The following is a 23,293-nucleotide window of genomic DNA, read 5'->3' on the forward strand; positions in this document are numbered from 1 at the left end:
CACGACAACTGGAAGCCGGGCCGGCACCCTTTTTGTCCATGCCGCTTCGCGGTTCCTTTCCCCAACTGTGGAGCATAATCCATGAAAATCTCCGACCTTCCGGCTCGGTTCCCGATCCCGTTTGGCAACAGCGCAAGCGGCTCGTACATCCGAACCATCCCCGAAGCCTCCCAGATCGGCATTCAAGACGGTGCGGCTTCGCTCACCACTGGCTTCCCGCCTATGACCTTCCTGCCTGTCGGCGCTGGCGGCGTTCCCCCGTTCGGCCAAGACTTCAACGGCATCCTTCGCCAGATTACGCAGTGGTCGCGCTGGCAAGGTGCGGGCGGCGCTGTGCCGTACGATAGCGACTTCTCGACCGCCATCGGTGGCTATCCGCAGGGCGCAATCGTCATCGCCAACTCGGGGAACACCCTCTACCTCAACACCGTGGACGACAACACCACGAATCCGAACAGCGGCGGCGCGAACTGGGTGCCGCTGGTCTTGCAAACCTCGTCGCAATACGTCCTTGGCGCTCCCGTCTACATCACGGCCAACCAGACCTATTCGACGCCTACCGGATGCCGAGCGCTTGACGTGATCGTTGTTGGGGCCGGCGGCGCTGGTGGTGGCGGCGCAACGCCTGGTGTCGGTGAAATCCGTATCGGCGGGGGCGGCGGCGCGGGCGGGATTGCCAGAAAGCTGATCGTCGGGCCGAGCGCCAGTTATGCAGTCACCATTGGCGCTGGAGGTGTAGGTGGCACGGGGGCAGGCCCCAACGGCGGGACGTCAAGCTTCGGCAGCGTGTGCTCTGCGACCGGCGGGGATGGTGGCGCTGTCGTCCTGTCCAACGGCTATGCCTTCACGACCTATGCAACAGGTGGCACCGGAGTTGACGGCGATTTGAATATCGAAGGCATGTCGGGCGGTCCAGGCACTGCGGGCATTAATTCTGTCGTCATCGGCCATGGTGGGCTCGGTGCAAGCGGTCCTTATGGTGCTGGTGGCAATGGCTCGTCTAACACGAGCGCCGCGTGGGGCAGCGGCTTCGGCGCTGGTGGCGGCGGATCGGCCAACAATCTCGATGCCGGACCAAATCGTAACGGTGGCAACGGAGCCCCCGGCGGCGTCATCGTTACTCCTCTGTTTTGATTAGATAGGTAGCAGCCATGGGCACTTCTCCAGGTTGGTCGTACGCCTACGTACCGACGCCCGCACAGTGGAACTTTGCCTTTTCGTCCAAGCAGGACGAGCTTGGCTTCACGCCGGTAAACCGTGCCGGCGACACAATGTCGGGTCCTCTCATCACGACTGCTTCCACGGCGGCTGGTGCAGGATTTGCGATCAGCGTCGGTGTCGCGCCAAACAACCCGCAAGACGGGGATATCTGGTTCACTTCTACCGGCATCTTTGCGCGCGTTAACGGCACAACGATTGGCCCGATCTCCACCGGGACGGTGATTGGTCCTAGTTCTTCTGTCGTGGACAACATAGCCGTCTTCTCTACTACGAATGGTCGGGGCATCGCGGATTCGGGGCTGGCTGTCGATGACGTGATGACAATCACGACGGGCGTCTATCGCATTCCGTCGTTCCGTGAAGCCGATCTTGCGGTGATCCCTGCGGAAGTCGATCGCGTTTATGTCGAGGCATACGACCCGACCCCCGGCGATCTCTCCACATTGATTGGAGGTGCCTTTTACAAGGTCGTCGATACAGAGCCTTCCTATGATCTGAAGTTCCAGAACGATGGACGTTGGTGGGCCGTGGATGAATTGGCCGTCACGCCTTATATGCAGGGGGCCATCGGAGATGGGTCGGAGGACGACACAGTTGCCGTTCAAAAGGTCGTCACATGGGCGGACGTGACCGGCGGTGAGGTAGCATGGCCCGACGCTGACTTTCTCACGACCGAATCCATTGCGAATTTCCATAGCGTCAAGCATAGCGGTCCCGGCCGCGTCCTTCGTGGCAGCAACGTTTGGCACGTCACGAACGAGCGCGCAGACACGAACGTCATCTACCTGGACCCGGCGGGCGATAATACGAATGATGGACTTGGAGACGGAGAGCCGAAGGCCACGCTCCAAAGCGCCCTTAACGATATCGCCTTCTACGGGCCAGTGCTGCGAGGCAAATGGATCGTTCAGTCAGCCGATGGCACCTATACGGATGCGTCGGCTGTTGTCGCTACTATCCCCTTCGGTCTTTCAAGCGAATTGCTCATTGAAATCAAAGGGCCGGACGTTGGTGGCCATCCGAACGTGCCAACTGCGATTTTCGACGGCACGGCAGCAACAACCATCGGAATTCGCGGCGTTTCTGGCGCGAAATTCAAGGTGAAGGACGTTGCCTTTGTCAACTGGACGCGAACGCAGCTTGCGGCTGTTGAGGACACGATCCTTGTGACCGACAACGTGCATTTCGATTTTGCCGGCGCAAACGGCATCGATGCTCAGCGGCGTTGCAGCCTCTATGTTTCGGGCGGCATCTTCGACATGGGGGCGGGCGCAGGCTCCAATGCGTGCATTCAGGAGCTGTTCAACGTCTATCACGCAATCGGTTACGGGATGGATGAGACCAATGGAAACCCGATTGCTGGCGATATGCCGATCCTGCGGGGCAGTGGAACCGGTCGCGGCATCACCGTGCGGGAAGGTTGCACAGGTCATGTGAATGCCGACATCGATGATTTCTTCATCGGGCTTGAGATCGGGGCCAATGCCCGCGCGCATGTAGATTCGACGGCCATATTCTCGAATAATGAAACCGCCATTTGGGAGGCTCCCGGCGGCGACCTTCAGGACGATCCCGGCATCAACTACAACGACGGGACGGCAGACGCGAATACCCGCAACATCGTGCGGCGGGAGTCATCCACGGCCAGCCCTCGCTACGCAAAGGCGATTTCCACCATCACTGCGGATAGGTCCATTGTTCCGGGAACAGTTGCCAATTCGAGCGGTGTCGAGACGTTCCTTGCGTCGTTCACGCTCAATGCGGGCGAATGGAAAGGTCCACCTTCGTCCAACTACGTCGGGAAGGCCGTCTTTATCCGGGCCGCTGGAAGCGTGAGCGGAACCGGGGCGGATAAGTTTCTCAGATTCAGGATCGGCACAACGAATTTGGATGCCTCAGGGACAAGCGTAGCTTCCATCACGATTCCGGGTTCGTTTACCGGGCAATGGATCGCTGAGTTTTACATGTATGCGCGTGGTGCGGCATCACAACGTGTCGAGCTTGAAACGCGGCTCAATGGGGTAAGCGGTGGTGTTGCTTTCGGCAACGCAACTGTCGATATGAGCGGTGCAGACACCCAGTACCTCAAGCTTACTGGCCTAGTGACCAGTCCCGGCGATTCAATCACGCTCAGCAGCAGCTTCACGGCGGACGTACAGGGTTAGAACAGGCGCTTTCCCGAACTATAGGATTGACGATGGCTTTCTCACAGAAACGCATTGAGGTCACCTTCACTCTAGCGACCGGCAGCTTTGAAGGCGGCGGCAATTCCTATTCCGCCGCAGGACTACGCACCTCGTGCAGCGGCACGGTGGTTGGCGGTCAGCAGATCAACAACTTCCGGATGGCCATCTTCGGCCTGCCGCTCGACGTGATGAACCAGTTGTCCAATGTCGGGCCCCGCTTTCAACAAACCCTCGATAATCGCGTTACGGTCACTGCCGGCGATGATGTTTCGGGCATGCATGTGGTCTTTGAAGGAAACATCTACCATGCGATGGTCGACGCCACGGCGATGCCGCAGGTCGCTTTCTTGGTTGAGGCAAAGACCGGCTATTTTCATCAGGTGAAGCCAGCTACGCCGCTCAGCATCCGCGGCTCGGCAGATGTCGCCGGGATGATGTCTCAGATCGCAGGGCAGCTCGGAATGTCGTTCGAGAACAACGGAGTCACCGCAAAGCTCGCTAATCCCTATTATGCAGGCTCTCTCGTGCAGCAGGCCACGGCGATTGCGCGTGACGCCGGCATCGTCTGGGTCATGGAGCGGAACGTCCTCGCGATCAACAATCCGGGTGACAAGCGGGAAGGCGAGACCGTGCTCATCTCGCCGCAGACCGGATTGATTGGCTATCCGTTGTTCAATCAACAGCAGATCATCTTGAAGTCCGCTTTCAATCCTGCGGTCAAATTTCAGGGCGAAATCGAGGTCAAGAGCGACATTGAACCGGCAAACGGCAAATGGATCGTGAACGCCCTGAACTACGAGCTTGAGGCCGAAATGCCGCAAGGAAAATGGCACATGGATATCGTCGGCACCATTGCTGGCAGCACGGTTGCCGGCGGATGATCCGGCCATCACACTTGTCATGGTTTGAAATCTCCGGCCAAACTGTTACATAGTTACGCGAGACCACGGATGTACTGGCTCAACAATAGAGGCCAGCCCTGAGTTTTCAGGGCTCGGCCTTTTTCCATATCGGGAGAATTGAATGCCTGCTTTGACCGAGGTGGAAGTTGAAGGCGTTGGCGTGATGCGCCATCTCAACAACTGGCAGATCAGGGCGATCCGTAAGATGCCGAACCGGCAGAGACGAGCGGATGCTGAACTGGCCTTTGGTCTCGGGATGACGGTACGGCAGTTCCACGGTCTATCCACTCCCCACCAGAACGCTGCCAGAGAGGCCCACAATCGCCTTTACAGCCCGGCGGCATTCTCACCGCCGAAACCCCAGAAAGCCGCTGTACGGCTCCCCCAGCGCTATGAGCGCGTATCGGACGAGAAGATGGCAGCGATGGGCGCCGAACTCCTCGCGGTCAAGGCCAAGCTACCGCACGGCCATTTCCGTGTTTGGGTGGAGGAGAAGAGCGGGATTACCTATCGCCAGGCGCAGAGGTTTATGAGGATGGCAAGGGAGCTAGCGGCAGCGTGAAGGTGATAATGATCATTAACAGTGATTATGTGCGAAAACGCCTCGCTACTGATCCCAAGTAAACGTACTTGTGCCACGGGTTGAATTGATTGTTAAAGACAAGGGATTGCAGTTGAATAGAGCCACCCCATACCGGTCTCCAAAATCCAGCTTAAATTCCGAGTTTGGGGTTTCCTTCAACATAATTCTCGCTTTTGTAGAGCATTGTCCTTTATTCACCACAAACGAGCGCAACTCGGCTTGCTCTCCGATGTTTGTGGCATACAGCACCCAATAGGAAGACACGAAACCATTCTGGAAAGTCGTCACCTGAGCCTTTCTTGCGATGAAATCACGATCCGAATAATCGCCAGTATCCCAAGAAACGTTGTAGCCACCTTGCTGCGTTTCAATCGTCAGCTCAATTGGGTCACAAGGTATGACGCCTAGCTGTGCGGTTTGGCCTAATTTCAAAACCAAGGGGAATCTAGGCACTTCGGTATGGCAGCCTCGATTAACCGAGAACGATCTAATATCCAAGACATCGGTTTTCGCAGTGACGGACAGTTCCCAAAACTCATGTAAATTGGAGATGGGCTTTTTGTTCGCGGAGAACATTTCTTCTGCCTTTGTGTCGCCCGTTCCCAAGGCCAGCAACATCGCCAAAACCAAGTTCGCCCTCATGCCGCACTCCCACGCCTCAGACGTGTAGACTGGCACGATGCACGCTTGAGTCAAGGGATCAATCGTCCCAATTCTCCTTGCCGTCTCGGGCAAGCCGAACGCCGGAAAGCAGGTGAGCGGGTATAATGGTCTGAGGAGCTTTCTTCGATTCTTTGACCGCGGGATAAATGGTCGCGATCATTGTCTTCATGTCCACCTGGACAACTGCCCCGGTGTTCTCGGCCGCCTTGATCAGGCGTTCCATGTCTTTTTGGCGTAGGATAGATCGTTGGGCCATCGCCCCATGCTGGCAGAGGCGCCGGTAGCGCGCAAGCCGCAACTCAGCCTGCCACCTTGTCATGCATCAATGTCATTTCGTGGAATGCCGGCGTTGAATGAAGTGATGAGCATGCCGCACTTCCCGGTGTGTCATCGTCAAATTCCGGATAGGCCGCCGTAAACTGCCACTCGCTTAGGCTTTGAATGGCGCTGAAAACGCGTGCATCCACACCGGTTTCGTTCGAGAGCTTCAGTGCATGGGAAAGCAGGTCGTCGCCATAGCTGCCCTCTGAAACTTTGCACCGGTAGCCGAAGTAAGCCACGTTTGCGTGCATCAGAAGGTCGTACACTTCCTGCTCATTAGGGGCGGAGAAGTGAACTGGCCTGTAATCCTGCGCACCAGCATGGGGGGCCATCAAGATGTAGGGAATGGCGATGGTCGCCTTCAGAGTTAATTGCTTCCTCATGGCAGGCCCAGCGTCAGTCCGATCAGCAACATGGCAGCGAGCAGGACGCCGACTGCGAGCCAGCGGCGAGGTGAGGCGTGGAAAACTCTCAATTCCCCATATCCTTTAGTGCGGTGACAATGTCCCAGTCAGACCCGCTCCGTAAAACGGTGGTCTCCATGTTGCACGGATTTGCCGAGTATGACGGTACACGGTGCAACCTCAACCAGTCTGAGACACCACCCTGTGGAAATAAACTCGGACGTTACGACGATTTAAGGAAGCCATTGTCCTTCAGCCACTGCCGCAAGATAGATCGGATGGCTTCTGACTGATTAGGAATTGGCTTTTGTCTCGCACGATACTCATCCAGCGCGTCGAGCATTTCTTGGTCAAAGCCAACAAGCTTTTTGGTCGGAAATTCCGGCGGTCTACCCATAGTTAATATTTCACATATGCGTTATTGACGATTTTGAATATACCGCATATACGAAATATGCGAGCCGAGCAAGAGTTGGCGCTCCTGTTCGGCCCTAACCCTAACCGAAAGTAGGATTTCGATCATGGCTACTAGATCCAATAGCACGAAGACGCCTGAACGTCTCTCTCAGGACGATATCCGTGTGGAGCAGAGCATTGCGACAATGCTTTCCGCCACTGCGGAGGCGGCGGAGACGGCAGAGCGCCAGTTCTCGCAAGATTCTGACGACACGCCGCGCATTCAGACGCCAGCCGTCAGCACGCTGAGTTTCATCAAAAAGCGGAAGAAAGGAGGCGGTTATGACTATTGGGCTGACATCGAAGGTCGCGGAAGCTACCGCGACGACGCCGATTTCGGCAAGAAATGTGGCGAGGAGTTCATCACCTTTTTAGGCAAGTACCCGACGTTAGGAAATAGCACTCTTCTCAACATGATCGTTTCCGACATGGTCGCGAACCATGCGACCAAAGGCCATCTCGTAGGCTTCCTCAACACTGTAAACAAGTACACGGTTGTCGGGAGTTATCTCGCGGCACTGGAACCTGCTGTGCCAGAGCATCCTTGGACGAAGGCTCGTCGCCTCGGTAAGGAACTGTCTCAGGCTCTTGCCGATACCGGAGACGCCGAATTCGGATACATCCTCCCTGCCGGCTACGAATACGCCGTAGGCTTCGGGATGCTCCAGGAAGACAGTCCCCGTCTCGGGGAATTCCCCATGCAGACGATCAGCCGGCTTGGCCGCAGGATTGCTCAAACTCTGCGCGACGATCCAGAGATGAGCGTGGAGCGGGTCACCATTGACTGCCGAGGCGTCTACTCGCAACTGCGCTTGCCCGACGCTGATGATCTGCCCCCGGTTGATCCGCTTCTTGCAGCACTCAACGAATACAGGGAGGCAACGAAAGCGTTTTGCGCCATCCCCGAGGACGACGATTTTCGACAGAATGAGGAGCGTTACGTTGCTGAAACGTACGGGGCGGTTGAGCAAAAGCTCCTGAGAAATGTCATCCCGACAACCAGCATCGAGGGCGTCAAAGCGGCGATCCGGTTTGCGATTGATGATGGCGACCAGATAGATCCGGTAGCCAAGAACGCGCTGCGCTCCGCCCTGCATTATCTCGACGAGGCAACGGCATGAAGGCGATTTCTCCCCGGCCGGCTATACCGGCATCCCTTGCCTCACAGTTGCTCACTAGCTCACTTGCGGCCGATGAAGTGACATCCGTCGCCAACTACCTCGCAGAGCTTATGCAGGGCCTCCATGGCGGGCAGTGGCGGGTCAGCATCAATCACGATTCCTGCTTTGTCTGCATCGCCCGCGATTTCAAATAGGTGGTGTTTCCTGTTGACGCAGAGACCCGCCTGAAAGGGCGGGTTTTTCTTTGCCCAAAAGTAGAATTTTCATCAAAAAATAAACATGGGTACAGGCATGGCAAAGGCCGGAACAAATCTAAAAATATGCAGGAAAATCAATGGTTAATGGCGGACAGAGAGGGATTCGAACCCTCGATAGAGTTTCCCCTATACACGCGTTCCAGGCGTGCGCCTTCAACCACTCGGCCACCTGTCCGTCCGCTCGCAGCCGACGGTCAATCCGGCGCGGACCGCTTTCCTGTTTCCATTCCGGCGGGACGGCGCGATATATACCGAGGTTTGCGGCGGGATCAACCGCTTTCTGACAGATTTTTGAAGGATGTTCGGGTTCGGGCGAAGGATTGCGCAGGGCTGGACGTCTTCCTATCTATAGGCAGGAATGAAGCGGAGCGGATTTGGGCTTGCGCGGGCGATATCTGGAGAGTGCGCGATGATACGGTTCATCCTGAAGGCCATCAGCCTCGTTGCTCTTGTCGTCGCCGTCATGGCGGGCACGATCGATGCGATCCAGTCGGTTTCGGCCTCCGAGCCGGTGCTGACGCCGCTGGCCGTCGCCTGGAGCACGGCCAGCCCGGACACGATCGCGCTCGTCGCCGACGGCATCATGCGCAACCTCCATCCCTATGCCTGGGATCCGGCGGCCATGTGGGTGCTCTCGCAGCCGGCCTTTGTCGTCCTGCTCGCCGTCTCGCTGTTCTTCTGGGTGATCGCCTACCGGCGCCCGCCCGTCGCGGGCCGCTTCACCGCCTGAAACACGCCTTTTCGCGCAGGTGCCGCCAAGCCAGACGCTTTGCACCTTCGCTGGAATTGCCCAACCGGCCAGGAGGCCAGAAATGTTCCTGATCGACATGTTCAACAAGAAGACCGTCATGCCCGCGCCCGGCGCAGCCCTGCCAGGCCGCGCCGAACCCATCCCGACGTCCAAGACCCACTTCGTCAACGGCCGGCCGCTGGAAGGCCCCTATCCGGACGGTTTCAAGACCGTGCTGCTCGGCATGGGCTGTTTCTGGGGCGCCGAGCGGCTGCTCTGGAAGATCCCGGGCGTCCATGTGACGGCGGCCGGCTATTCCGGCGGCTTCACGCCCAACCCGACCTATCACGAGACGACGACGGGCCTGACCGGCCATGCCGAGGTCGTGCGCGTCGTCTACGATCCCGCCGAGGTGAGCCTGGAGACGCTGCTGAAGGCGTTCTTCGAGGCGCACGACCCGACCCAGGGCATGCGCCAGGGCAACGATATCGGCACCACCTACCGCTCGGCGATCTATCTCGACGACGCGGCGGACCTTGCGACCGCGCGCCGCGTGCGCGACGCCTACCAGGCCGCGCTGACGGCGGCGGGACGCACCGACAGGATCACCACCGAGATCGCCGAGGCCGGGCCGTTCTACTTCGCCGAGGATGTGCACCAGCAATATCTTGCCAAGAACCCGGGCGGCTATTGCGGCCTGCGGGGCACGGGCGTTTCCTGCGCCATCGGCTGATTTCGCAGGATTTTCAGAAGGATGCGCGCCGCCGCGAAGGGCTTTCGCGGCGGCTTCTATTTTTTACCAGTTGAAAAATTTCTGGTGAATTTTTCCCGGAGCCGTGCAAGGATGCCGCCAGCCTGACCCAAGGGAACGGGTCGGTGGCTCCGTTGCGCGCCTTTCGGGCGCCCACGCGGAAGGTCCCTATAAAACCAATAGCGAACAGGGCTGCACAATGAAAAAAACCCTTCTCACCCTTCTTGCCACGGCCGCCATGTCGGCAAGCGCGTTTGCCGCGGACATCAAGCCGGCGATCATCTATGACCTCGGCGGCAAGTTCGACAAGTCGTTCAACGAGGCAGCCTATAACGGCGCGGAGAAGTTCAAGGCCGAGACCGGTATCGAATATCGCGACTTCGAAATCGCCAATGACGCCCAGCGCGAGCAGGCGCTCCGGCGCTTCGCCAGCGACGGCAACAACCCGATCGTGATGGCCGGCTTCTCCTGGGCGGCCCAGCTCGAGAAGGTCGCGGCCGAATATCCGGACACCAAGTTCGCCATCATCGATATGGTCGTCGACAAGCCGAATGTCCGTTCGGTCGTCTTCAAGGAAGAAGAGGGCGGCTGGCTCGCCGGCATCCTCGCCGGCATGGCGTCCAAGACGAAGACCGTCTCGTTCGTCGGCGGCATGGATATCCCGCTGATCCACAAGTTCGCCTGCGGCTATATCGGCGGCGTCAAGTCGCTCGGCTCCGACATGAACGTGCTCGAAGCCTATACGGGCACGACGCCGGATGCCTGGAACGACCCGGTCAAGGGCGGCGAGATCGCCAAGTCGCAGTTCGACCAGGGCTCCGACGTGGTCTATCACGCGGCCGGCGGCACGGGCGTGGGCGTCCTCCAGGCGGCCGTCGATGCGGGCAAGCTCGGCATCGGCGTCGATTCCAACCAGAACGGCCTGCATCCGGGCAAGGTGCTGACCTCGATGGTCAAGCGCGTCGACGTCGCCGTCTACGATGCGTTCATCACCGCCAAGAACGATACGTTCCAGCCCGGCGTCAACGTGCTCGGCCTCAAGGAGAACGGCGTCGACGTCGCCATGGACGAGAACAACGCGCCGCTCATCACCCCGGAAATGAAGGCCGCGGTCGACAAGGCCCGCGCCGACATCATCGCCGGCACGGTGAAGGTGCACGACTACATGTCGGACGAGACCTGCCCCTACTAAGCGGCAGCGACGGCCCGTTTGCATCGCGCAGACGGGCCGATTCCGTCTTCCCGGATCCCGGCTTGCCTTGCGCAGGCAAACCGGTGCGCGCCTGCTGGACGTGCTTCAGTAATGCGGCGGGCGGGTGATGGCCGGGGCGTCGAGAGAGCCCTCTTCCAGCGCGAGGAACCGTTCCGTCAGCCGGTCGAGCTTCGACCGCAGTTGCTCGACCACGCGCCATTGCTCGGCGAGCTGGTCGGAAAGCTCCTCGATCGTGTTGGCCTGATGGGCGACGTGTTCCTCCAGGCGGGCGAGGCGGTCGGCCCCGGTCTCGTCGGGGCGGTCGGGCATGGTCATGGCTTTCCTCCTCGGCCGAATGCCGGGCGACAGGAGCTATAGCGGTAGAGGCCCGGGCCCGCAATCGGACTGGACAAGGGCGGCGGAAGCAACAAGACTAAGACCGGTCGGCCGAAAGGCCCGTCGGCCTCAAATCCCCGTAAGAGTGGATCGTCATGAGCGAATTGGCAATCGAACTGCAGGGCATCGACAAGAGCTTCGGCCTCGTCCACGCCAACCGGAACATCAACCTGAAGGTCCGCAAGGGTACCATTCACGGCATCATCGGCGAAAACGGCGCCGGCAAATCCACCCTCATGTCGATCCTCTACGGCTTCTACCAGGCCGACCATGGCGACATCCTCGTCGACGGCCGGAAGGCCGATATCCGCGATCCGAACGCGGCGATCGCCGCCGGCATCGGCATGGTGCACCAGCATTTCATGCTGGTGGAGAATTTCACCGTGCTGGAGAACATCATGCTCGGCGCGGAAGAGAGCCAGATCCTCAATGCCGGCATCACCAAGGCGCGCGCCGAGCTGAAGCGGCTGGAGAAGGAATATGCGCTGGAGGTCGATCCGGACGCCGTCATCGAGGAACTGCCGGTCGGTATCCAGCAGCGCGTGGAAATCCTGAAGGCGCTCTACCGCAGGGCCGATATCCTCATCCTCGACGAGCCGACGGGCGTCCTGACGCCGGCCGAGGCCGACCACCTCTTCCGCATCCTCGAGCAGCTGAAGGCCGAGGGCAAGACCGTCCTCCTCATCACCCACAAGCTGCGCGAGATCATGGCGATCACCGACGAGGTCTCCGTCATGCGCCGCGGCGAGATGGTGGCGACGCGCACGACGAAGGAAACCTCGGTGGAGGAGCTGGCCGAGCTGATGGTCGGCCGCCGCGTTCTGCTGCGCGTCGAAAAGGGCGAGGCGAAGCCTGCCGACGTCAAGCTCTCGGTGAAGAACCTCACCGTGCGCGACAGCCGCGGCGTGACCATGGTCGACGACGTCTCCTTCGACATCCGCGCCGGCGAGATCGTCGGCATTGCCGGCGTTGCCGGCAACGGCCAGTCGGAGCTGCTGGAGGCGATCTCCGGCATCCGCCGCGCGAAATCCGGCACCGTACTGCTGAACGGCAAGCCCATCGACGTCACAGGCCATGCCGACCCGGCCGAGCTGCGCAAGCGCGGCCTCGCCCATGTGCCGGAGGACCGGCACCATGTCGGCCTCGTGCTGAAATTCGAGGAAAGCGAGAACGCCATCCTCGGCTACCACGACGATCCGAAGTACCGCAAGGGCATGCTGCTCGACATCGACGCCATCCGCGCCGATGCGGAGGAGAAGATCGCCGCCTATGACATCCGCCCGCCGAACCCGCGGCTGAAGACCGCCAATTTCTCCGGCGGCAACCAGCAGAAGATCGTGCTGGCGCGCGAGATGGAGCGCGACCCGGACGTGCTGGTCATCGGCCAGCCGACGCGCGGCGTCGATGTCGGCGCCATCGAGTTCATTCACAGGCGCATCATCGAGATGCGCGACCAGGGCAAGGCGGTGCTGCTCGTCTCGGTCGAATTGGACGAGATCCGCGCGCTGTCCGACCGCATCCTGGTCATGTTCGCCGGCCGCGTCGTCGGCGAGCGCACGCCCGATGCCACCGAAGGAGAACTCGGCCTCCTGATGGCCGGGGTGGAAGGCCGGAAGGAGGCCGCGGAATGAGTGTCCCGCACGCGAAACTGCCCGGCTGGGCCGAATACGGCCTGATCCCGCTCGTCAACCTCGCCGTCGCCTTCCTGATTTCCGGCCTCGTCGTGCTCATCGTCGGCGAAAGCCCGCTGGAAGCCGCCTACCACATGATCAACGGGGCTTTCGGCCGCGGCGAATATATCGGCTTCACGCTCTACTATACGACCACCTTCATCTTCACCGGCCTTGCCGTGGCCGTCGCCTTCCATTGCGGCCTGTTCAACATCGGCGGCGAGGGGCAGGCCTATATCGGCGGCATCGGCGTGGCGCTCGCCTGCCTGTCCTTCGACCATACGCTGCCCTGGTATCTCGTCTTCCCGATCGCGATCCTCGGCGCCGCCTTCTTCGGCGCGCTCTGGGCGCTCATCCCCGGCTGGCTGCTGGCCAGGCGCGGCAGCCATATCGTCATCACGACGATCATGTTCAACTTCATCGCCGCCAGCCTGATGAACTATCTGCTCAACAAGGTGTTCAAGCCGCTCGGCTCCATGTCGCTGGAAACCCGCACCTTCGATGCCGGCGGCCAGCTGCCCAAGCTCGACTGGCTGATGTCGATCTTCGGCCTTTCCGTCGGCACGGCGCCGTTCAACATCTCCTTCCTGCTGGCGCTTCTTGCCGCCTTCGGCGTCTGGGTGCTGATCTGGCGCACGCGGCTCGGCTACGAGATGCGCACCATGGGCCACAGCCCCGCCGCCGCGCGTTATGCCGGCATCAAGGAGGCGAAGATCATCGTCATCACCATGATGATCTCGGGCGGGCTGGCCGGCATGATGGCGCTGAACCCGATCATGGGCGAGCAGTTCCGCATGCAGCTCGACTTCGTGCAGGGCGCGGGCTTCGTCGGCATCGCCGTGGCGCTGATGGGCCGCTCGCATCCGGCGGGCATCATTCCCGCGGCGCTGCTCTTCGGCATGCTCTACCAGGGTGGGGCCGAAATCTCCTTCGAGATGCCATCCATCTCGCGTGACATGATCGTCATCATCCAGGGTCTCGTCATCCTGTTTGCCGGCGCGCTCGAGCACATGTTCCGCCCGGCCATCACGCGCCTCGTCCTCGGGCTGTCGCCGAAGACGCGCGACGTCGCCGCCACCAAGGGAGCCTGATATCAATGGATTTCTTTCAGGTCTTCATCGAGCTGGCCCAGTCGACCGTCCGCCTCTCGACGCCGCTGATCCTTGCCGCGCTTGCCGGCCTCTTCACCGAACGGGCCGGCGTCTTCGACATCGGGCTCGAAGGCAAGATGCTGGGCGCGGCCTTCGCGGCCGGCTGCGTCGCCTATATCAGCCAATCCGTGATGATGGGGCTTTTCGCCGCCGTGCTCGTCTCGGTGCTGCTCTCGCTGGTGCACGGCTATGCCTCGATCACCCAGCGCGGCAGCCAGATCGTCTCGGGCGTCGCCATCAACTTCGTCGTCGCCGGTTCCACGGTCATCCTCGGCGAGGCCTGGTTCCGCCAGGGCGGGCGCACGCCGGCGCTGACGGAGGACGGCCGCTTCGGGCGGATCACGCTGCCGTTTGCCGATGCGGTGCGCGAGGTGCCGATCCTCGGTCCGCTCTATTCGGGACTGCTCTCCGGCCATTCGCCGCTGACCTATCTCGCCTTCCTGATGGTGCCGGCGAGCTGGTGGATCCTCTACCGCACGCGCTTCGGCCTTCGCCTTCGCGCCGTCGGCGAGAATCCGGGTGCGGTCGATACGGCCGGCATCTCTGTGATCTGGCTGCGCTACCGCGCCGTCATCTGCTGCGGCATCCTGTGCGGCATTGCCGGCGCCTACCTTTCGCTTGCCGCCAATGCCGGCTTCACCAAGGGCATGACGGCGGGCAAGGGCTATATCGCGCTCGCGGCCCTCATCTTCGCCAAGTGGCGGCCGAAGAACATCCTCTTCGCCTGCCTGCTCTTCGGCTTCCTCGATGCCTTCGCCATCCGCTACCAGGGCTACGCCTTCCCGCTGATCGGCAGGGTGCCGGTACAGTTCATGCAGGCGCTGCCCTATATCCTGACGGTGATCCTGCTTGCAGGCTTCATCGGCAAGGCCATTCCGCCGAAGGCCGGCGGCGTGCCCTACGTCAAGGAGCGCTGAAAATGTCCCACGACCTCTTCGAGGCGGCGCGCGCCGCGATGGCCTTCGCGCACGCGCCCTATTCGAAATTCCCCGTCGGCGCGGCGATCCGCGCCGAGGACGGCAATATCTATACCGGCGCCAATATCGAGAACTTGTCCTTCCCGCAGGGCTGGTGCGCCGAGCCGACCGCCATCAGTCACATGATCATGGCCGGCAACAAAAAAATCGTCGAAATGGCCGTCATCGCCGAGAAGCTGCCGCTCTGCCCGCCCTGCGGCGGCTGCCGGCAGAAGATCGCGGAATTCGCCACCGCCAGGACGCCGATCTACCTGTGCGACGAGACCGGGGTGAAGAAGACCATGACCATGGAAGAATTGCTGCCGCACGGCTTTGCAACGGATGTGATCGGATGAGTGCGGAAACGACAGAACTCCTTCGCGCCCGCCTCGGCGGCGTCCTGCCGCGCTACGGCATCGTGCTCGGCTCCGGCCTCGGTTCGCTTGTCGAGGCCGTCGAGAACCCGCTGTGCATACCCTATTCGGACCTGCCGAGCTTTCCCGTCAGTTCCGTCTCGGGACACGCCGGCGAAATGGTCATCGGCACGCTCGGCGCGGTGCCGGTCATCGTGCTGTCCGGCCGCGTGCACTATTACGAGCGCGGCGACGCCAATGCCATGCGTCCGCCCATCGAGGTGCTGAAGGGGCTCGGCATCACGTCGCTCATCCTCACCAATTCGGCAGGCTCGCTGCGCGAGGACATGCCGCCCGGCTCGGTCATGCGCATTTCCGACCACATCAATTTTTCAGGCGCCAATCCGCTGATCGGCATCGACAGCGACGACCGCTTCGTCGGCATGACCAATGCCTATGACGCGGACCTTGCCGCGCGCATGGACAGGGCAGCCGCAAAACTGGCCATCCCGCTGTCCTCCGGCGTCTATATGTGGTTCTCGGGACCGAACTTCGAAACGCCGGCGGAGATCCGCATGGCGCGCGTCCTCGGCGCCGATGCCGTCGGCATGTCGACCGTGCCGGAAGTGCTGATCGCCCGCCATCTCGGCCTGAAGGTCGCCGCCGCCTCGGTCATCACCAATTTCGGTGCCGGCATGACGGGCGGCGAACTCAGCCATCACGAAACCAAGGACATGGCCCCGATCGGCGGGAAGCGGCTTGCCGCGATCCTTGCCGAAATGATTGCGGGCGGAGACGAAGACCATGCATGAGGACAGCATCAAGGCCACCGCGCAGAAGGCGCTCTCGCTGCTCGACCTGACGGACCTCACCGACACCTGCGATGCCGCCGCCATCGACACGCTCTGCGCCCAGGCGCAGACGCGTTTCGGAAACACGGCCGCCATCTGCATCTGGCCGCGCTTCGTGGCGCAGGCGCGGGGCATCCTCGGCGCGGGCCACGCGGTGAAGATCGCGACCGTCGTCAACTTCCCCTCCGGCGGCCTTGCGGTCGAGGACGTGCTGGCGGAGACGCAGCAGGCGATCGCCGACGGCACTGACGAGATCGACCTCGTCATCCCCTATCGTGCCTTCCTCGCCGGCAACGCGACGGCGGTGAGCGAGATGGTGGCGGCGGTCAAGGCCGCCTGCACGCCGCCGGTGCGTCTCAAGACCATCCTGGAAACCGGCGAGATCAAGGATGCGGCGCTCATCCGCAAGGCGTCGAACCTCGCCATTGCCGCCGGCAGCGACTTCATCAAGACCTCGACCGGAAAAGTGTCCGTCAATGCGACCCTGCCGGCCGCCGAGATCATGCTGACGGCGATCAGGGACAGCGGCAAGCCGGTCGGCTTCAAGCCGGCCGGCGGCGTGCGCACCGTGACGGACGCAGGCGAATACCTCGCGCTCGCCGCTTCGATCCTCGGTGAAGGCTGGGCGACGCCGCAAACCTTCCGCTTCGGCGCCTCCGGCCTTCTCGGCGACATCCTCTCCGTGCTCGGCGGCCAGTCCGCGCCGCCGCCGCCCGCGAGCTACTAGCATGCTCCCGCAGGAGACGATCCGCCGCAAGCGGAACGGCGAGCCCCTCACCGCCGGGGAGATCGCCCGCTTCGTCACCGGCCTCACGGATGGCAGCGTCTCGGAAGGGCAGGTGGCGGCCTTCGCCATGGCGGTCTGGTTCAATGGGATGGCGCGCGAGGAGACCGTGGCGCTGACGCTCGCCATGCGCGATTCGGGCGACGTGCTCGACTGGTCGGATATCGACCGGCCGATCGCCGACAAGCATTCGACCGGCGGGGTGGGCGACAATGTCTCCCTCATGCTGGCGCCGATCGCGGCGGCCTGCGGGCTTGCCGTGCCGATGATCTCCGGCCGCGGCCTCGGCCATACCGGCGGTACGCTCGACAAGCTGGAATCGATCCCCGGCTACACGATCATGCCCTCCGCCGAGCGCTTCCGCCGCACGGTCCGGGAGGTCGGCTGCGCCATCATCGGCCAGACGGCGGATCTCGCGCCGGCCGACAAGCGCCTCTATGCCATCCGCGACGTCACCGCGACGGTCGATTCGGTGCCGCTGATCACCGCCTCCATCCTCTCCAAGAAGCTTGCCGCCGGCCTCCGGTCGCTGGTGCTCGACGTGAAGGTCGGCAACGGCGCCTTCATGGCGGAGACCGGCGAGGCGGAGACGCTGGCCCGCTCGCTGGTCGCGGTCGCGAACGGGGCCGGGGTCACGACCGCCGCCCTCATCACCGACATGAACCAGCCGCTCGCGGATGCCGCCGGCAATGCCGTCGAGATCGCCAACTGCATCGCCTTCCTGAAGGGCGAAAAGGCCGGGACGCGGCTTGAGCGCATCGTGCTTGCCTTCGCGGCGGAAATGCTCGTGCTCTCAGGGCTGGAGCGGGATATCGCCGCCGCCGAAGGCCGGGCCGCCACGGCCCTTGCCAGCGGCGCGGCGGCCGAGACGTTCGGGTGCATGGTGCAGGCGCTCGGCGGCCCGGCCGACCTCATGGAGCGACCGGAGGCCTATCTTGCGCCCGCCCCTGTCATCCGGCCGGTCATCGCGCCGCATTCCGGCTATCTTGCCGCCTGCGACACGCGTGGGCTCGGCCTTGCCGTCATCGAACTCGGCGGCGGGCGCAGCCGCCCGGACGACGGGATCGACCACCGTGTCGGTTTCGACCGGCTGCTGCCGCTCGGCACGACGGTGGAGAAGGGCGAGGAGATCGGCCGCGCGCATGCGGCGGATGCGGAGAGCGCGGCGCAGGGCGCGGCGCGGCTTGCCGGGCTCTACCGGATCGCGCCGGAGGCCCCCGTGCCCTCGCCGGACATCCTGACGCGCATCAGCGGGTGAGGTGCAGCTTGCCGCCCTCGACGCGGTAGGACGACAGCCCCTTCAGGAAGCTCATGCCGATCAGCGTGCCCGACAGCGCCTTGTCGTCGAGCACCATGGCGCCGACATTCTCCATGCGCACCGGGCCGATCTCGACGCGGTCGAGGCGGATATAGGCGGCGCGCGCCTTGCCGTTCGCCGTATCGACGGCATAGCGGAAATCGAGGTCCGTCTTGGCGATGCCGAGGCGCTGCGCCGTCGAGATGTTGATGGCGATCATGCTGGCGCCGGTATCGACCAGGCCCTCCTCCTTGCGGCCGTTGATGGCGAAGAGGCCGGTGAAATGACCGCTCGGATCGGCGCTGATGACGGCGCTGCGGTTGCCGGTATAGCGTGCCGCGTTCCTGCCCGTCTCCACGGCCGCCTTCTCCACCGTCGCCTCGGGCGCCTTGGCGGTCGCATCGAGATAGCGGGTCGCAACGCCGGGCACGAAGGCCGCGGCCGCGACGACGGAACCGATGAGAAAGACAAGGCTGCGAACGAACATGGGACAGTCTCCGGGAGGATCTGTCCCGAAATAGCACGCATCCGGCTAACGGACGGCAAAAGGGGCGCTCGGCGGCGCCCCTCTCCACGATCTTCGATCGGTTTGGTAAATGGCGCGTGCACCCTCGCTCCCCCCCTCAAGTCATCCTCGGGCTTGACCCGAGGGTGACTTGAGGGGGGTGTGGCGTGGATGGTCGGGTCAAGCCCGACCATGACGGAGGAGAGGGCAGAGGCCCTGTCCGGTCAGCCGCTCACTTCGTGCCGTACATGCGGTCGCCGGCATCGCCGAGGCCGGGCACGATATAGCCCTTCTCGTTGAGCTGGCGATCGATGGACGCGGTATAGACCGGCACGTCCGGGTGGTGCGCGCGGAAGCTCCTGATGCCTTCCGGTGCTGCGAGCAGGCAGAGGAAGCGGATATTCGTCGCCCCGCGGCTCTTCAGCGTGTCGATGGCAGCGATAGCGGAGTTGCCCGTCGCGAGCATCGGATCGACGACGATGACGAGACGCTCGTCGATGCTGTCGGGCGCCTTGAAGAAATATTCGACCGCCTCCAGCGTCTCGTGGTCGCGATAAACGCCGATATGGGAGACGCGGGCGGACGGCACCAGTTCCAGCATGCCTTCGAGCAATCCGTTGCCGGCGCGCAGGATCGAGGCGAAGACCAGCTTCTTGCCTTCGAGGACGGGCGCGTCGATCTCTTCCAGCGGCGTCTCGATGCGCGCGGTGGTCAGCTCCAGGTCGCGCGTGACCTCGTAGCAGAGCAGGGTGGAGATCTCGCGCAGGAGCCGGCGGAAACTTCCTGTCGAGGTCTCCTTCTTGCGCATGATGGTCAGCTTGTGCTGCACGAGCGGGTGATCGATGACTGTGACGCCGTCCATGGCCAACCTTCCGAAAACGAGTAAACGCCTCTTTTTCCACGGAACGGCGCAAGGCCGCAAGAGTGGAGCGCGCCCGGCCGGCAACATCCCCAGCCGGCTTGCCCGTCAAAGCCGCGAAAGCAGCCTCTGGCGCGTCGGTTCGTCGACGAAGGCGGCCTCGATCGCGGTCCGCGTCATGCCGAGCAGCGCCTCGTCGCTGAAGCCCATGACGGAGGAGGCGATCTCGTATTCCCGGGCGAGCGAGGTGTGGAAGAACGGCGGGTCGTCGGAATTGAGCGTGACGCGGACGCCCGCGTCGTGAAGGGCGCGCAGCGGGTGATGCTCGAAGTCCGGGAAGACCTTCAGCGCGATATTCGAGCCTGGGCAGACTTCCAGCACCACGCCCTCGTCGGCCAGCCGTCTTACAAGGTCGCCGTCCTCGATGGCGCGCACGCCGTGGCTGATGCGCGTGGGGCGGACATGGTCGAGCGCATCGCGCACGCTGAAGGCGCCCGAAAGCTCGCCCGCATGGATGGTGATGCCGAGGCCGGCATCGCGGGCGATGTCGAAGGCGCGCGCGAAATCGGCGACGCGGTGCATGCGCTCCTCGCCGGCAAGGTTGAAGCCCGAAATCAGCGGATGCGGCCGGCGGGCGGCATATTCCGCCGCCTTCATCACCCGTTCCGGGCCGAAATGGCGGATGCCGACGATGAGGAGGCGCGTCTCGATGCCGGTTCTCGCCCGGGCCTGCTCGGCGCCCTCGGCAAGGCCGCTTATATAGGCATCGGCGCCGATGCCGACGGCGTCCCCCTGGTCGGGCGAGACGATCAGCTCGCTATAGACGGCGCCGGCTTCGGCGATCCCGGTGAGGTAGGTCTCGGCGAGCAGGGCATAGTCCTCCTCCGTGCGGAAGAGGTTTGCCGTTGCGTCGTAGCTTGCGACGAAGCTGGTGAAATCCTCCCAGGCATATTCGCCGTCGCGGATGAAGGCGGAGGTGTCGATACCGTAGCGCTGCGCCTGGGAAAGGGCGAGGGCCGGCGGGGCCGCGCCTTCGATATGGCAGTGCAGCTCCGCCTTGGGCATGGGTTTCGTCACAGAAAGCTCCTTCCATGCGGGCCCGGCGCAATGCCGAGATGGCGTGCGACGCTTTCGCCGATGTCGGCGAAGGTGGTGCGGGTTTCGAGCAGGCGCGAGCGCAGGCCCGGGCCGAAGCTCATGATCGGCACGCGCTCGCGCGTGTGGTCCGTGCCGCGCCAGGTCGGGTCGCAGCCGTGGTCGGCGGTGAGGATGACGATATCGCCGGGTTTCAGCTTGCGGTCCACCTCCGGCAGGCGCCGGTCGAAGGCCTCGAGCGCGGCGGCGTAGCCCGCGACATCGCGGCGGTGGCCGTAGAGCATGTCGAAATCGACGAAGTTGGTGAAGACGAGATCGCCGTCCGCCGCTTCGTCCATGATGCGGAGCGTCGCGTCGAACAGCGCCATGTTGCCGTTCGCCTTGGTGAGCCGGCCGATGCCCTGGTGGGCGAAGATGTCGCCGATCTTGCCGACGGCATGCACGGTGCGTCCGGCCTCCGTCAGCCGGTCGAGCAGGGTCGGTTCCGGCGGCAGCACGGAATAGTCGCGGCGGTTGCCGGTGCGCTCGAAGGTCTCCGGCGTCTCGCCGACGAAGGGCCGCGCGATGACCCGGCCGATGCGCCCGCCCGGCCGCTCGTCGAGGATCTTTCGCACCGTTTCGCAGAAGGCGAGCAGCCGGTCGAGGCCGAAGGCGCGCTCGTGCGCGGCGACCTGGAAGACGGAATCGGAGGAGGTGTAGCAGATCGGTTTGCCGCTGCGCATATGGTCGAGGCCGTGGCGGGCGATGATGTCGGTGCCGGAGGCATGGCAATTGCCGAGGATGCCCGGCACCTTGCCGGCCGCCGTTATGGCTTCCACCAGCTCCGGCTCGAAGGCGCCGCCTTCCGCCGGAAAGTAGCCCCAGTCGAAGCTGACGGGCGTGCCGGCGATCTCCCAGTGGCCGGAGGGCGTGTCCTTGCCGTTGGAGACCTCGCTGGCGGCGCCGTGATAGCCGAAGACGCGCTGCGGCACGTCCATGCCCTGCGGAAAACGGCCCGTGGCGGCGCGGGCGGCGTGCAGCAGGCCGAGCGCCGACATGTTGGGGAGCTTCAGGTGCCCCTGGCGCAGACCCGGCCGGTCGGCAACGCCCGCCGCGCAGAACTCGGCGATGTGGCCGAGCGTGTCGGCGCCGAGATCGCCGAAGGCGGCCGCATCCGGACCGCCGCCGATGCCGAAGGAATCAAGAACGAAGAGAAAGGCTCGCGCCATGGATCACCTGCCGTCTGTCCGCGTCCGGATGAACTGCGAGACATGACACGGGCCTTGCAACGGGTTCAAGCGAAATCGCGAGGCGAACGGGATCGGGATCAGCAGTCGGAGCAGTCGATAGTCTTGCCGACGCGCTGGCGGAAATAGCTCGTGCGGGAAAGGTTGATCTTGTTGAGCCGCGAATCGAGATTCGGCGCCAGAAGCAGGATGGAATAGGGCACCGACAGTTCCGTGCGCACGATGAACGTGTCCTTGACTTCCATGTGGCTCGGCAGCGTCACCGCGCTTCCCTTGGCATAGGGGGTGCTCGCCGCCTGGTCGCGCGACCAGGCGACCTTTGCCTTGCCGTCGGCCGCAACGGCGATGCCGGTGATCTTCAGCGTATAGGCGCTTTTGGTGGGGAACGGCGCCACGACCTTGGCGACGACGTCCTTCATCGTGTCGAGTGTCGCCTTGTTGGTCGAACTGCTCTGCGTCAGGAGGTCGGAAACGGTCGCGGAGGCCCTGCTGACCTTGCGCAGGGAGGTGATGGCGACGGTGATCTCGAAGGCGCCCACATAGGCCATCATCAGCAGTGGGGCGACGATGGCGAATTCGATGGCGCCGATGCCGCGGCGATCCTCGACGAAGCGGCGCAGCCGCAGCAGCATGCCGCGCCCGGCACCCTGCCAGCCCTTGACGACATCCGGTGGGGAAAGGACCTTGCGCATCACGGATAGTCCTCGTTCTGGACGACGGCCGTCGCGATCATCAGGTAGTTCTGCCGGGAGCCGTCGGCCGCGCGGATGTTGGAGACATAGGGGCGGATGAGGTCCGTCACGATGTCCCAGCGATAGTAGGCACGCACGATGTTGATGGTCCGCTTGCCGCCGGGTGCGATCTTGAAGGACGACGTGTCGAGGTCCGCGCCGACGAGCGGTGTGGTCTTCGGGATGTCCGAGAACTTCGCGAAGCTCCTGACGTCGAGAAACAGCTTGTCCGCCGTTTTTATCTCCTGGGGCGAGCAGGGCATCAGGATGGCGATCTCGTCGCAGAAGGCCTTGCGGAACGTCTCCGTATCCACGGTGGCGTTGCCCGAGGAGCGGATTTCGCCCGTCCTGATCTTGCGCGCCATGGTTTCGGTGGCGTTGGCGAGAAGCTGTTCGGCGGAAAAGGCGACGAAGGTCTCGAGCGAGGCGAAGACGATCATGAAGAAGGGCAGGCTGAGAAGCGCGATCTCGATGGACGTCGCGCCGTCACGCCGGGCAAGGAAGCGGCCGAACAGGCCCTTCTTCGGCCTTCGGCGGACAGGTGCATCATGATCGAGCGACATCGCGATCCGTTCCCAAATGCTGGACACGGGCGAGGATAGGCCGCAGACCGTTTATATTTCGTATGCGGA

At 62.9% G+C, this 23,293-nt stretch carries 26 protein-coding genes and 1 tRNA gene; 15 read left to right on the plus strand and 12 right to left on the minus strand.

The genetic code is table 11. The annotated features are described in order from the left end of the window. The first annotated feature begins 81 nt into the window (after nucleotides 1-81). From AABQ55_RS03175 to AABQ55_RS03190, 4 genes are all read left to right on the plus strand, one after another. Nucleotides 82-1,134, plus strand: coding sequence for a glycine-rich domain-containing protein (locus AABQ55_RS03175; RefSeq protein ID WP_272807233.1), 1,053 nt, complete (start codon nucleotides 82-84; stop codon nucleotides 1,132-1,134). Between the two features lie 17 nt (nucleotides 1,135-1,151). Then, nucleotides 1,152-3,386, plus strand: a complete 2,235-nt coding sequence (locus tag AABQ55_RS03180; protein ID WP_272807234.1) for a hypothetical protein — start codon at nucleotides 1,152-1,154, stop codon at nucleotides 3,384-3,386. Nucleotides 3,387-3,418: 32 nt separating this feature from the next. Then, complete coding sequence (locus tag AABQ55_RS03185; protein ID WP_272807235.1) at nucleotides 3,419-4,288, plus strand: baseplate hub protein; 870 nt, start codon at nucleotides 3,419-3,421, stop codon at nucleotides 4,286-4,288. Between the two features lie 142 nt (nucleotides 4,289-4,430). Next, nucleotides 4,431-4,871 (plus strand): hypothetical protein, encoded by a 441-nt coding sequence (locus tag AABQ55_RS03190; RefSeq protein WP_272807236.1) that lies wholly within the window; start codon nucleotides 4,431-4,433, stop codon nucleotides 4,869-4,871. A gap of 45 nt (nucleotides 4,872-4,916) precedes the next feature. Here the strand turns inward: AABQ55_RS03190 and AABQ55_RS03195 are convergent, their stop codons facing one another. The 4 genes from AABQ55_RS03195 to AABQ55_RS37725 form a co-directional block, all read right to left on the minus strand. Next, a complete protein-coding gene (locus tag AABQ55_RS03195) occupies nucleotides 4,917-5,534 on the minus strand; it encodes a hypothetical protein (RefSeq protein ID WP_272807237.1) in 618 nt (205 codons plus the stop codon). A 58-nt stretch (nucleotides 5,535-5,592) separates the two neighbouring features. Next, nucleotides 5,593-5,778, minus strand: a complete 186-nt coding sequence (locus AABQ55_RS03200) for a hypothetical protein (protein ID WP_272807238.1) — start codon at nucleotides 5,776-5,778, stop codon at nucleotides 5,593-5,595. 76 nt (nucleotides 5,779-5,854) lie between these two features. Continuing rightward, on the minus strand, nucleotides 5,855-6,259 hold the full coding sequence (locus AABQ55_RS03205; RefSeq protein ID WP_272807239.1) for a hypothetical protein: 405 nt from the start codon (nucleotides 6,257-6,259) through the stop codon (nucleotides 5,855-5,857). Between the two features lie 244 nt (nucleotides 6,260-6,503). Next, entirely contained in the window at nucleotides 6,504-6,677 is a 174-nt protein-coding gene (locus AABQ55_RS37725; RefSeq protein WP_443021138.1) for a ribbon-helix-helix domain-containing protein, read from the minus strand. Nucleotides 6,678-6,801: 124 nt separating this feature from the next. Between AABQ55_RS37725 and AABQ55_RS03210 the strand changes: the two genes are divergently transcribed. Beyond that, the gene (locus AABQ55_RS03210; RefSeq protein ID WP_272807240.1) at nucleotides 6,802-7,857 is read left to right on the plus strand and encodes a hypothetical protein; all 1,056 of its coding nucleotides are present in this window, start codon (nucleotides 6,802-6,804) and stop codon (nucleotides 7,855-7,857) included. Nucleotides 7,858-8,199: 342 nt separating this feature from the next. Here AABQ55_RS03210 and AABQ55_RS03215 read toward each other — a convergent pair. After that, a tRNA-Ser gene (locus AABQ55_RS03215) sits at nucleotides 8,200-8,289 on the minus strand. Nucleotides 8,290-8,523: 234 nt separating this feature from the next. Here AABQ55_RS03215 and AABQ55_RS03220 point away from each other — a divergent pair. The 3 genes from AABQ55_RS03220 (at nucleotide 8,524) to AABQ55_RS03230 (ending at nucleotide 10,787) form a co-directional block, all read left to right on the plus strand. After that, nucleotides 8,524-8,844: a hypothetical protein gene (locus tag AABQ55_RS03220; protein WP_244770395.1), complete on the plus strand. Its 321-nt coding sequence runs from the start codon at nucleotides 8,524-8,526 to the stop codon at nucleotides 8,842-8,844. An 82-nt stretch (nucleotides 8,845-8,926) separates the two neighbouring features. Further along, complete coding sequence (gene msrA, locus AABQ55_RS03225; protein ID WP_244770394.1) at nucleotides 8,927-9,577, plus strand: peptide-methionine (S)-S-oxide reductase MsrA; 651 nt, start codon at nucleotides 8,927-8,929, stop codon at nucleotides 9,575-9,577. Nucleotides 9,578-9,794: 217 nt separating this feature from the next. Next, complete coding sequence (locus AABQ55_RS03230; protein WP_244770393.1) at nucleotides 9,795-10,787, plus strand: BMP family lipoprotein; 993 nt, start codon at nucleotides 9,795-9,797, stop codon at nucleotides 10,785-10,787. A gap of 105 nt (nucleotides 10,788-10,892) precedes the next feature. Here the strand turns inward: AABQ55_RS03230 and AABQ55_RS03235 are convergent, their stop codons facing one another. Then, complete coding sequence (locus tag AABQ55_RS03235) at nucleotides 10,893-11,117, minus strand: SlyX family protein (protein WP_244770457.1); 225 nt, start codon at nucleotides 11,115-11,117, stop codon at nucleotides 10,893-10,895. A gap of 161 nt (nucleotides 11,118-11,278) precedes the next feature. Here AABQ55_RS03235 and AABQ55_RS03240 point away from each other — a divergent pair, with 161 nt between their 5' ends. From AABQ55_RS03240 to deoA, 7 genes are read left to right on the plus strand one after another with little or no spacing between them, the layout of a single operon-like run. Next, complete coding sequence (locus AABQ55_RS03240; RefSeq protein WP_272807241.1) at nucleotides 11,279-12,814, plus strand: ABC transporter ATP-binding protein; 1,536 nt, start codon at nucleotides 11,279-11,281, stop codon at nucleotides 12,812-12,814. Beyond that, nucleotides 12,811-13,944: an ABC transporter permease gene (locus AABQ55_RS03245; RefSeq protein WP_064332134.1), complete on the plus strand. Its 1,134-nt coding sequence runs from the start codon at nucleotides 12,811-12,813 to the stop codon at nucleotides 13,942-13,944. The genes AABQ55_RS03240 and AABQ55_RS03245 overlap by 4 nt, the downstream gene beginning before the upstream one ends. A gap of 5 nt (nucleotides 13,945-13,949) precedes the next feature. Then, nucleotides 13,950-14,921, plus strand: coding sequence for an ABC transporter permease (locus AABQ55_RS03250; RefSeq protein ID WP_244770390.1), 972 nt, complete (start codon nucleotides 13,950-13,952; stop codon nucleotides 14,919-14,921). A 2-nt stretch (nucleotides 14,922-14,923) separates the two neighbouring features. Further along, nucleotides 14,924-15,316: a cytidine deaminase gene (locus AABQ55_RS03255; RefSeq protein ID WP_272807242.1), complete on the plus strand. Its 393-nt coding sequence runs from the start codon at nucleotides 14,924-14,926 to the stop codon at nucleotides 15,314-15,316. Continuing rightward, a complete protein-coding gene (locus tag AABQ55_RS03260; RefSeq protein ID WP_272807243.1) occupies nucleotides 15,313-16,125 on the plus strand; it encodes a purine-nucleoside phosphorylase in 813 nt (270 codons plus the stop codon). The genes AABQ55_RS03255 and AABQ55_RS03260 overlap by 4 nt, the downstream gene beginning before the upstream one ends. Further along, nucleotides 16,118-16,891, plus strand: a complete 774-nt coding sequence (gene deoC / locus AABQ55_RS03265; RefSeq protein ID WP_272807244.1) for a deoxyribose-phosphate aldolase — start codon at nucleotides 16,118-16,120, stop codon at nucleotides 16,889-16,891. Before AABQ55_RS03260 ends, deoC begins: the two co-directional genes overlap by 8 nt. A 1-nt stretch (nucleotide 16,892) precedes the next feature. Continuing rightward, a complete protein-coding gene (deoA, locus tag AABQ55_RS03270) occupies nucleotides 16,893-18,206 on the plus strand; it encodes a thymidine phosphorylase (RefSeq protein ID WP_272807245.1) in 1,314 nt (437 codons plus the stop codon). Here deoA and AABQ55_RS03275 read toward each other — a convergent pair. The 6 genes from AABQ55_RS03275 to AABQ55_RS03300 form a co-directional block, all read right to left on the minus strand. Continuing rightward, entirely contained in the window at nucleotides 18,196-18,732 is a 537-nt protein-coding gene (locus tag AABQ55_RS03275) for a TIGR02281 family clan AA aspartic protease (RefSeq protein WP_272807246.1), read from the minus strand. The two genes, deoA and AABQ55_RS03275, sit on opposite strands and share 11 nt — an antisense overlap. Before the next feature lie 250 nt (nucleotides 18,733-18,982). Then, a complete protein-coding gene (gene upp / locus AABQ55_RS03280) occupies nucleotides 18,983-19,612 on the minus strand; it encodes a uracil phosphoribosyltransferase (RefSeq protein ID WP_064332141.1) in 630 nt (209 codons plus the stop codon). Between the two features lie 105 nt (nucleotides 19,613-19,717). Further along, on the minus strand, nucleotides 19,718-20,674 hold the full coding sequence (locus tag AABQ55_RS03285) for an adenosine deaminase (RefSeq protein ID WP_443021166.1): 957 nt from the start codon (nucleotides 20,672-20,674) through the stop codon (nucleotides 19,718-19,720). A gap of 8 nt (nucleotides 20,675-20,682) precedes the next feature. Then, the gene (locus AABQ55_RS03290) at nucleotides 20,683-21,912 is read right to left on the minus strand and encodes a phosphopentomutase (RefSeq protein WP_272807248.1); all 1,230 of its coding nucleotides are present in this window, start codon (nucleotides 21,910-21,912) and stop codon (nucleotides 20,683-20,685) included. 98 nt (nucleotides 21,913-22,010) lie between these two features. Then, on the minus strand, nucleotides 22,011-22,622 hold the full coding sequence (locus AABQ55_RS03295) for a TadE/TadG family type IV pilus assembly protein (RefSeq protein ID WP_272807538.1): 612 nt from the start codon (nucleotides 22,620-22,622) through the stop codon (nucleotides 22,011-22,013). After that, nucleotides 22,622-23,224, minus strand: coding sequence for a TadE/TadG family type IV pilus assembly protein (locus tag AABQ55_RS03300; protein ID WP_244770380.1), 603 nt, complete (start codon nucleotides 23,222-23,224; stop codon nucleotides 22,622-22,624). The genes AABQ55_RS03295 and AABQ55_RS03300 overlap by 1 nt, the downstream gene beginning before the upstream one ends. Nucleotides 23,225-23,293 lie beyond the last annotated feature (69 nt).

Source organism: Shinella sp. WSD5-1 (genome assembly GCF_963942435.1).
Taxonomy (GTDB): domain Bacteria; phylum Pseudomonadota; class Alphaproteobacteria; order Rhizobiales; family Rhizobiaceae; genus Shinella; species Shinella yambaruensis.

Excerpts from the sequence above, each read along its gene's own strand:
- AABQ55_RS03175 (WP_272807233.1), top strand. The coding sequence starts at position 82 with ATGAAAATCTCCGACCTTCCGGCTCGGTTCCCGATCCCGTTTGGCAAC.
- AABQ55_RS03180 (WP_272807234.1), top strand. The coding sequence starts at position 1,152 with ATGGGCACTTCTCCAGGTTGGTCGTACGCCTACGTACCGACGCCCGCA.
- AABQ55_RS03185 (WP_272807235.1), top strand. The coding sequence starts at position 3,419 with ATGGCTTTCTCACAGAAACGCATTGAGGTCACCTTCACTCTAGCGACC.
- AABQ55_RS03190 (WP_272807236.1), top strand. The coding sequence starts at position 4,431 with ATGCCTGCTTTGACCGAGGTGGAAGTTGAAGGCGTTGGCGTGATGCGC.
- AABQ55_RS03195 (WP_272807237.1), bottom strand. The coding sequence starts at position 5,534 with ATGAGGGCGAACTTGGTTTTGGCGATGTTGCTGGCCTTGGGAACGGGC.
- AABQ55_RS03200 (WP_272807238.1), bottom strand. The coding sequence starts at position 5,778 with ATGGAACGCCTGATCAAGGCGGCCGAGAACACCGGGGCAGTTGTCCAG.
- AABQ55_RS03205 (WP_272807239.1), bottom strand. The coding sequence starts at position 6,259 with ATGAGGAAGCAATTAACTCTGAAGGCGACCATCGCCATTCCCTACATC.
- AABQ55_RS37725 (WP_443021138.1), bottom strand. The coding sequence starts at position 6,677 with ATGGGTAGACCGCCGGAATTTCCGACCAAAAAGCTTGTTGGCTTTGAC.
- AABQ55_RS03210 (WP_272807240.1), top strand. The coding sequence starts at position 6,802 with ATGGCTACTAGATCCAATAGCACGAAGACGCCTGAACGTCTCTCTCAG.
- AABQ55_RS03220 (WP_244770395.1), top strand. The coding sequence starts at position 8,524 with ATGATACGGTTCATCCTGAAGGCCATCAGCCTCGTTGCTCTTGTCGTC.
- msrA (WP_244770394.1), top strand. The coding sequence starts at position 8,927 with ATGTTCCTGATCGACATGTTCAACAAGAAGACCGTCATGCCCGCGCCC.
- AABQ55_RS03230 (WP_244770393.1), top strand. The coding sequence starts at position 9,795 with ATGAAAAAAACCCTTCTCACCCTTCTTGCCACGGCCGCCATGTCGGCA.
- AABQ55_RS03235 (WP_244770457.1), bottom strand. The coding sequence starts at position 11,117 with ATGCCCGACCGCCCCGACGAGACCGGGGCCGACCGCCTCGCCCGCCTG.
- AABQ55_RS03240 (WP_272807241.1), top strand. The coding sequence starts at position 11,279 with ATGAGCGAATTGGCAATCGAACTGCAGGGCATCGACAAGAGCTTCGGC.
- AABQ55_RS03245 (WP_064332134.1), top strand. The coding sequence starts at position 12,811 with ATGAGTGTCCCGCACGCGAAACTGCCCGGCTGGGCCGAATACGGCCTG.
- AABQ55_RS03250 (WP_244770390.1), top strand. The coding sequence starts at position 13,950 with ATGGATTTCTTTCAGGTCTTCATCGAGCTGGCCCAGTCGACCGTCCGC.
- AABQ55_RS03255 (WP_272807242.1), top strand. The coding sequence starts at position 14,924 with ATGTCCCACGACCTCTTCGAGGCGGCGCGCGCCGCGATGGCCTTCGCG.
- AABQ55_RS03260 (WP_272807243.1), top strand. The coding sequence starts at position 15,313 with ATGAGTGCGGAAACGACAGAACTCCTTCGCGCCCGCCTCGGCGGCGTC.
- deoC (WP_272807244.1), top strand. The coding sequence starts at position 16,118 with ATGCATGAGGACAGCATCAAGGCCACCGCGCAGAAGGCGCTCTCGCTG.
- deoA (WP_272807245.1), top strand. The coding sequence starts at position 16,893 with ATGCTCCCGCAGGAGACGATCCGCCGCAAGCGGAACGGCGAGCCCCTC.
- AABQ55_RS03275 (WP_272807246.1), bottom strand. The coding sequence starts at position 18,732 with ATGTTCGTTCGCAGCCTTGTCTTTCTCATCGGTTCCGTCGTCGCGGCC.
- upp (WP_064332141.1), bottom strand. The coding sequence starts at position 19,612 with ATGGACGGCGTCACAGTCATCGATCACCCGCTCGTGCAGCACAAGCTG.
- AABQ55_RS03285 (WP_443021166.1), bottom strand. The coding sequence starts at position 20,674 with ATGCCCAAGGCGGAGCTGCACTGCCATATCGAAGGCGCGGCCCCGCCG.
- AABQ55_RS03290 (WP_272807248.1), bottom strand. The coding sequence starts at position 21,912 with ATGGCGCGAGCCTTTCTCTTCGTTCTTGATTCCTTCGGCATCGGCGGC.
- AABQ55_RS03295 (WP_272807538.1), bottom strand. The coding sequence starts at position 22,622 with ATGCGCAAGGTCCTTTCCCCACCGGATGTCGTCAAGGGCTGGCAGGGT.
- AABQ55_RS03300 (WP_244770380.1), bottom strand. The coding sequence starts at position 23,224 with ATGTCGCTCGATCATGATGCACCTGTCCGCCGAAGGCCGAAGAAGGGC.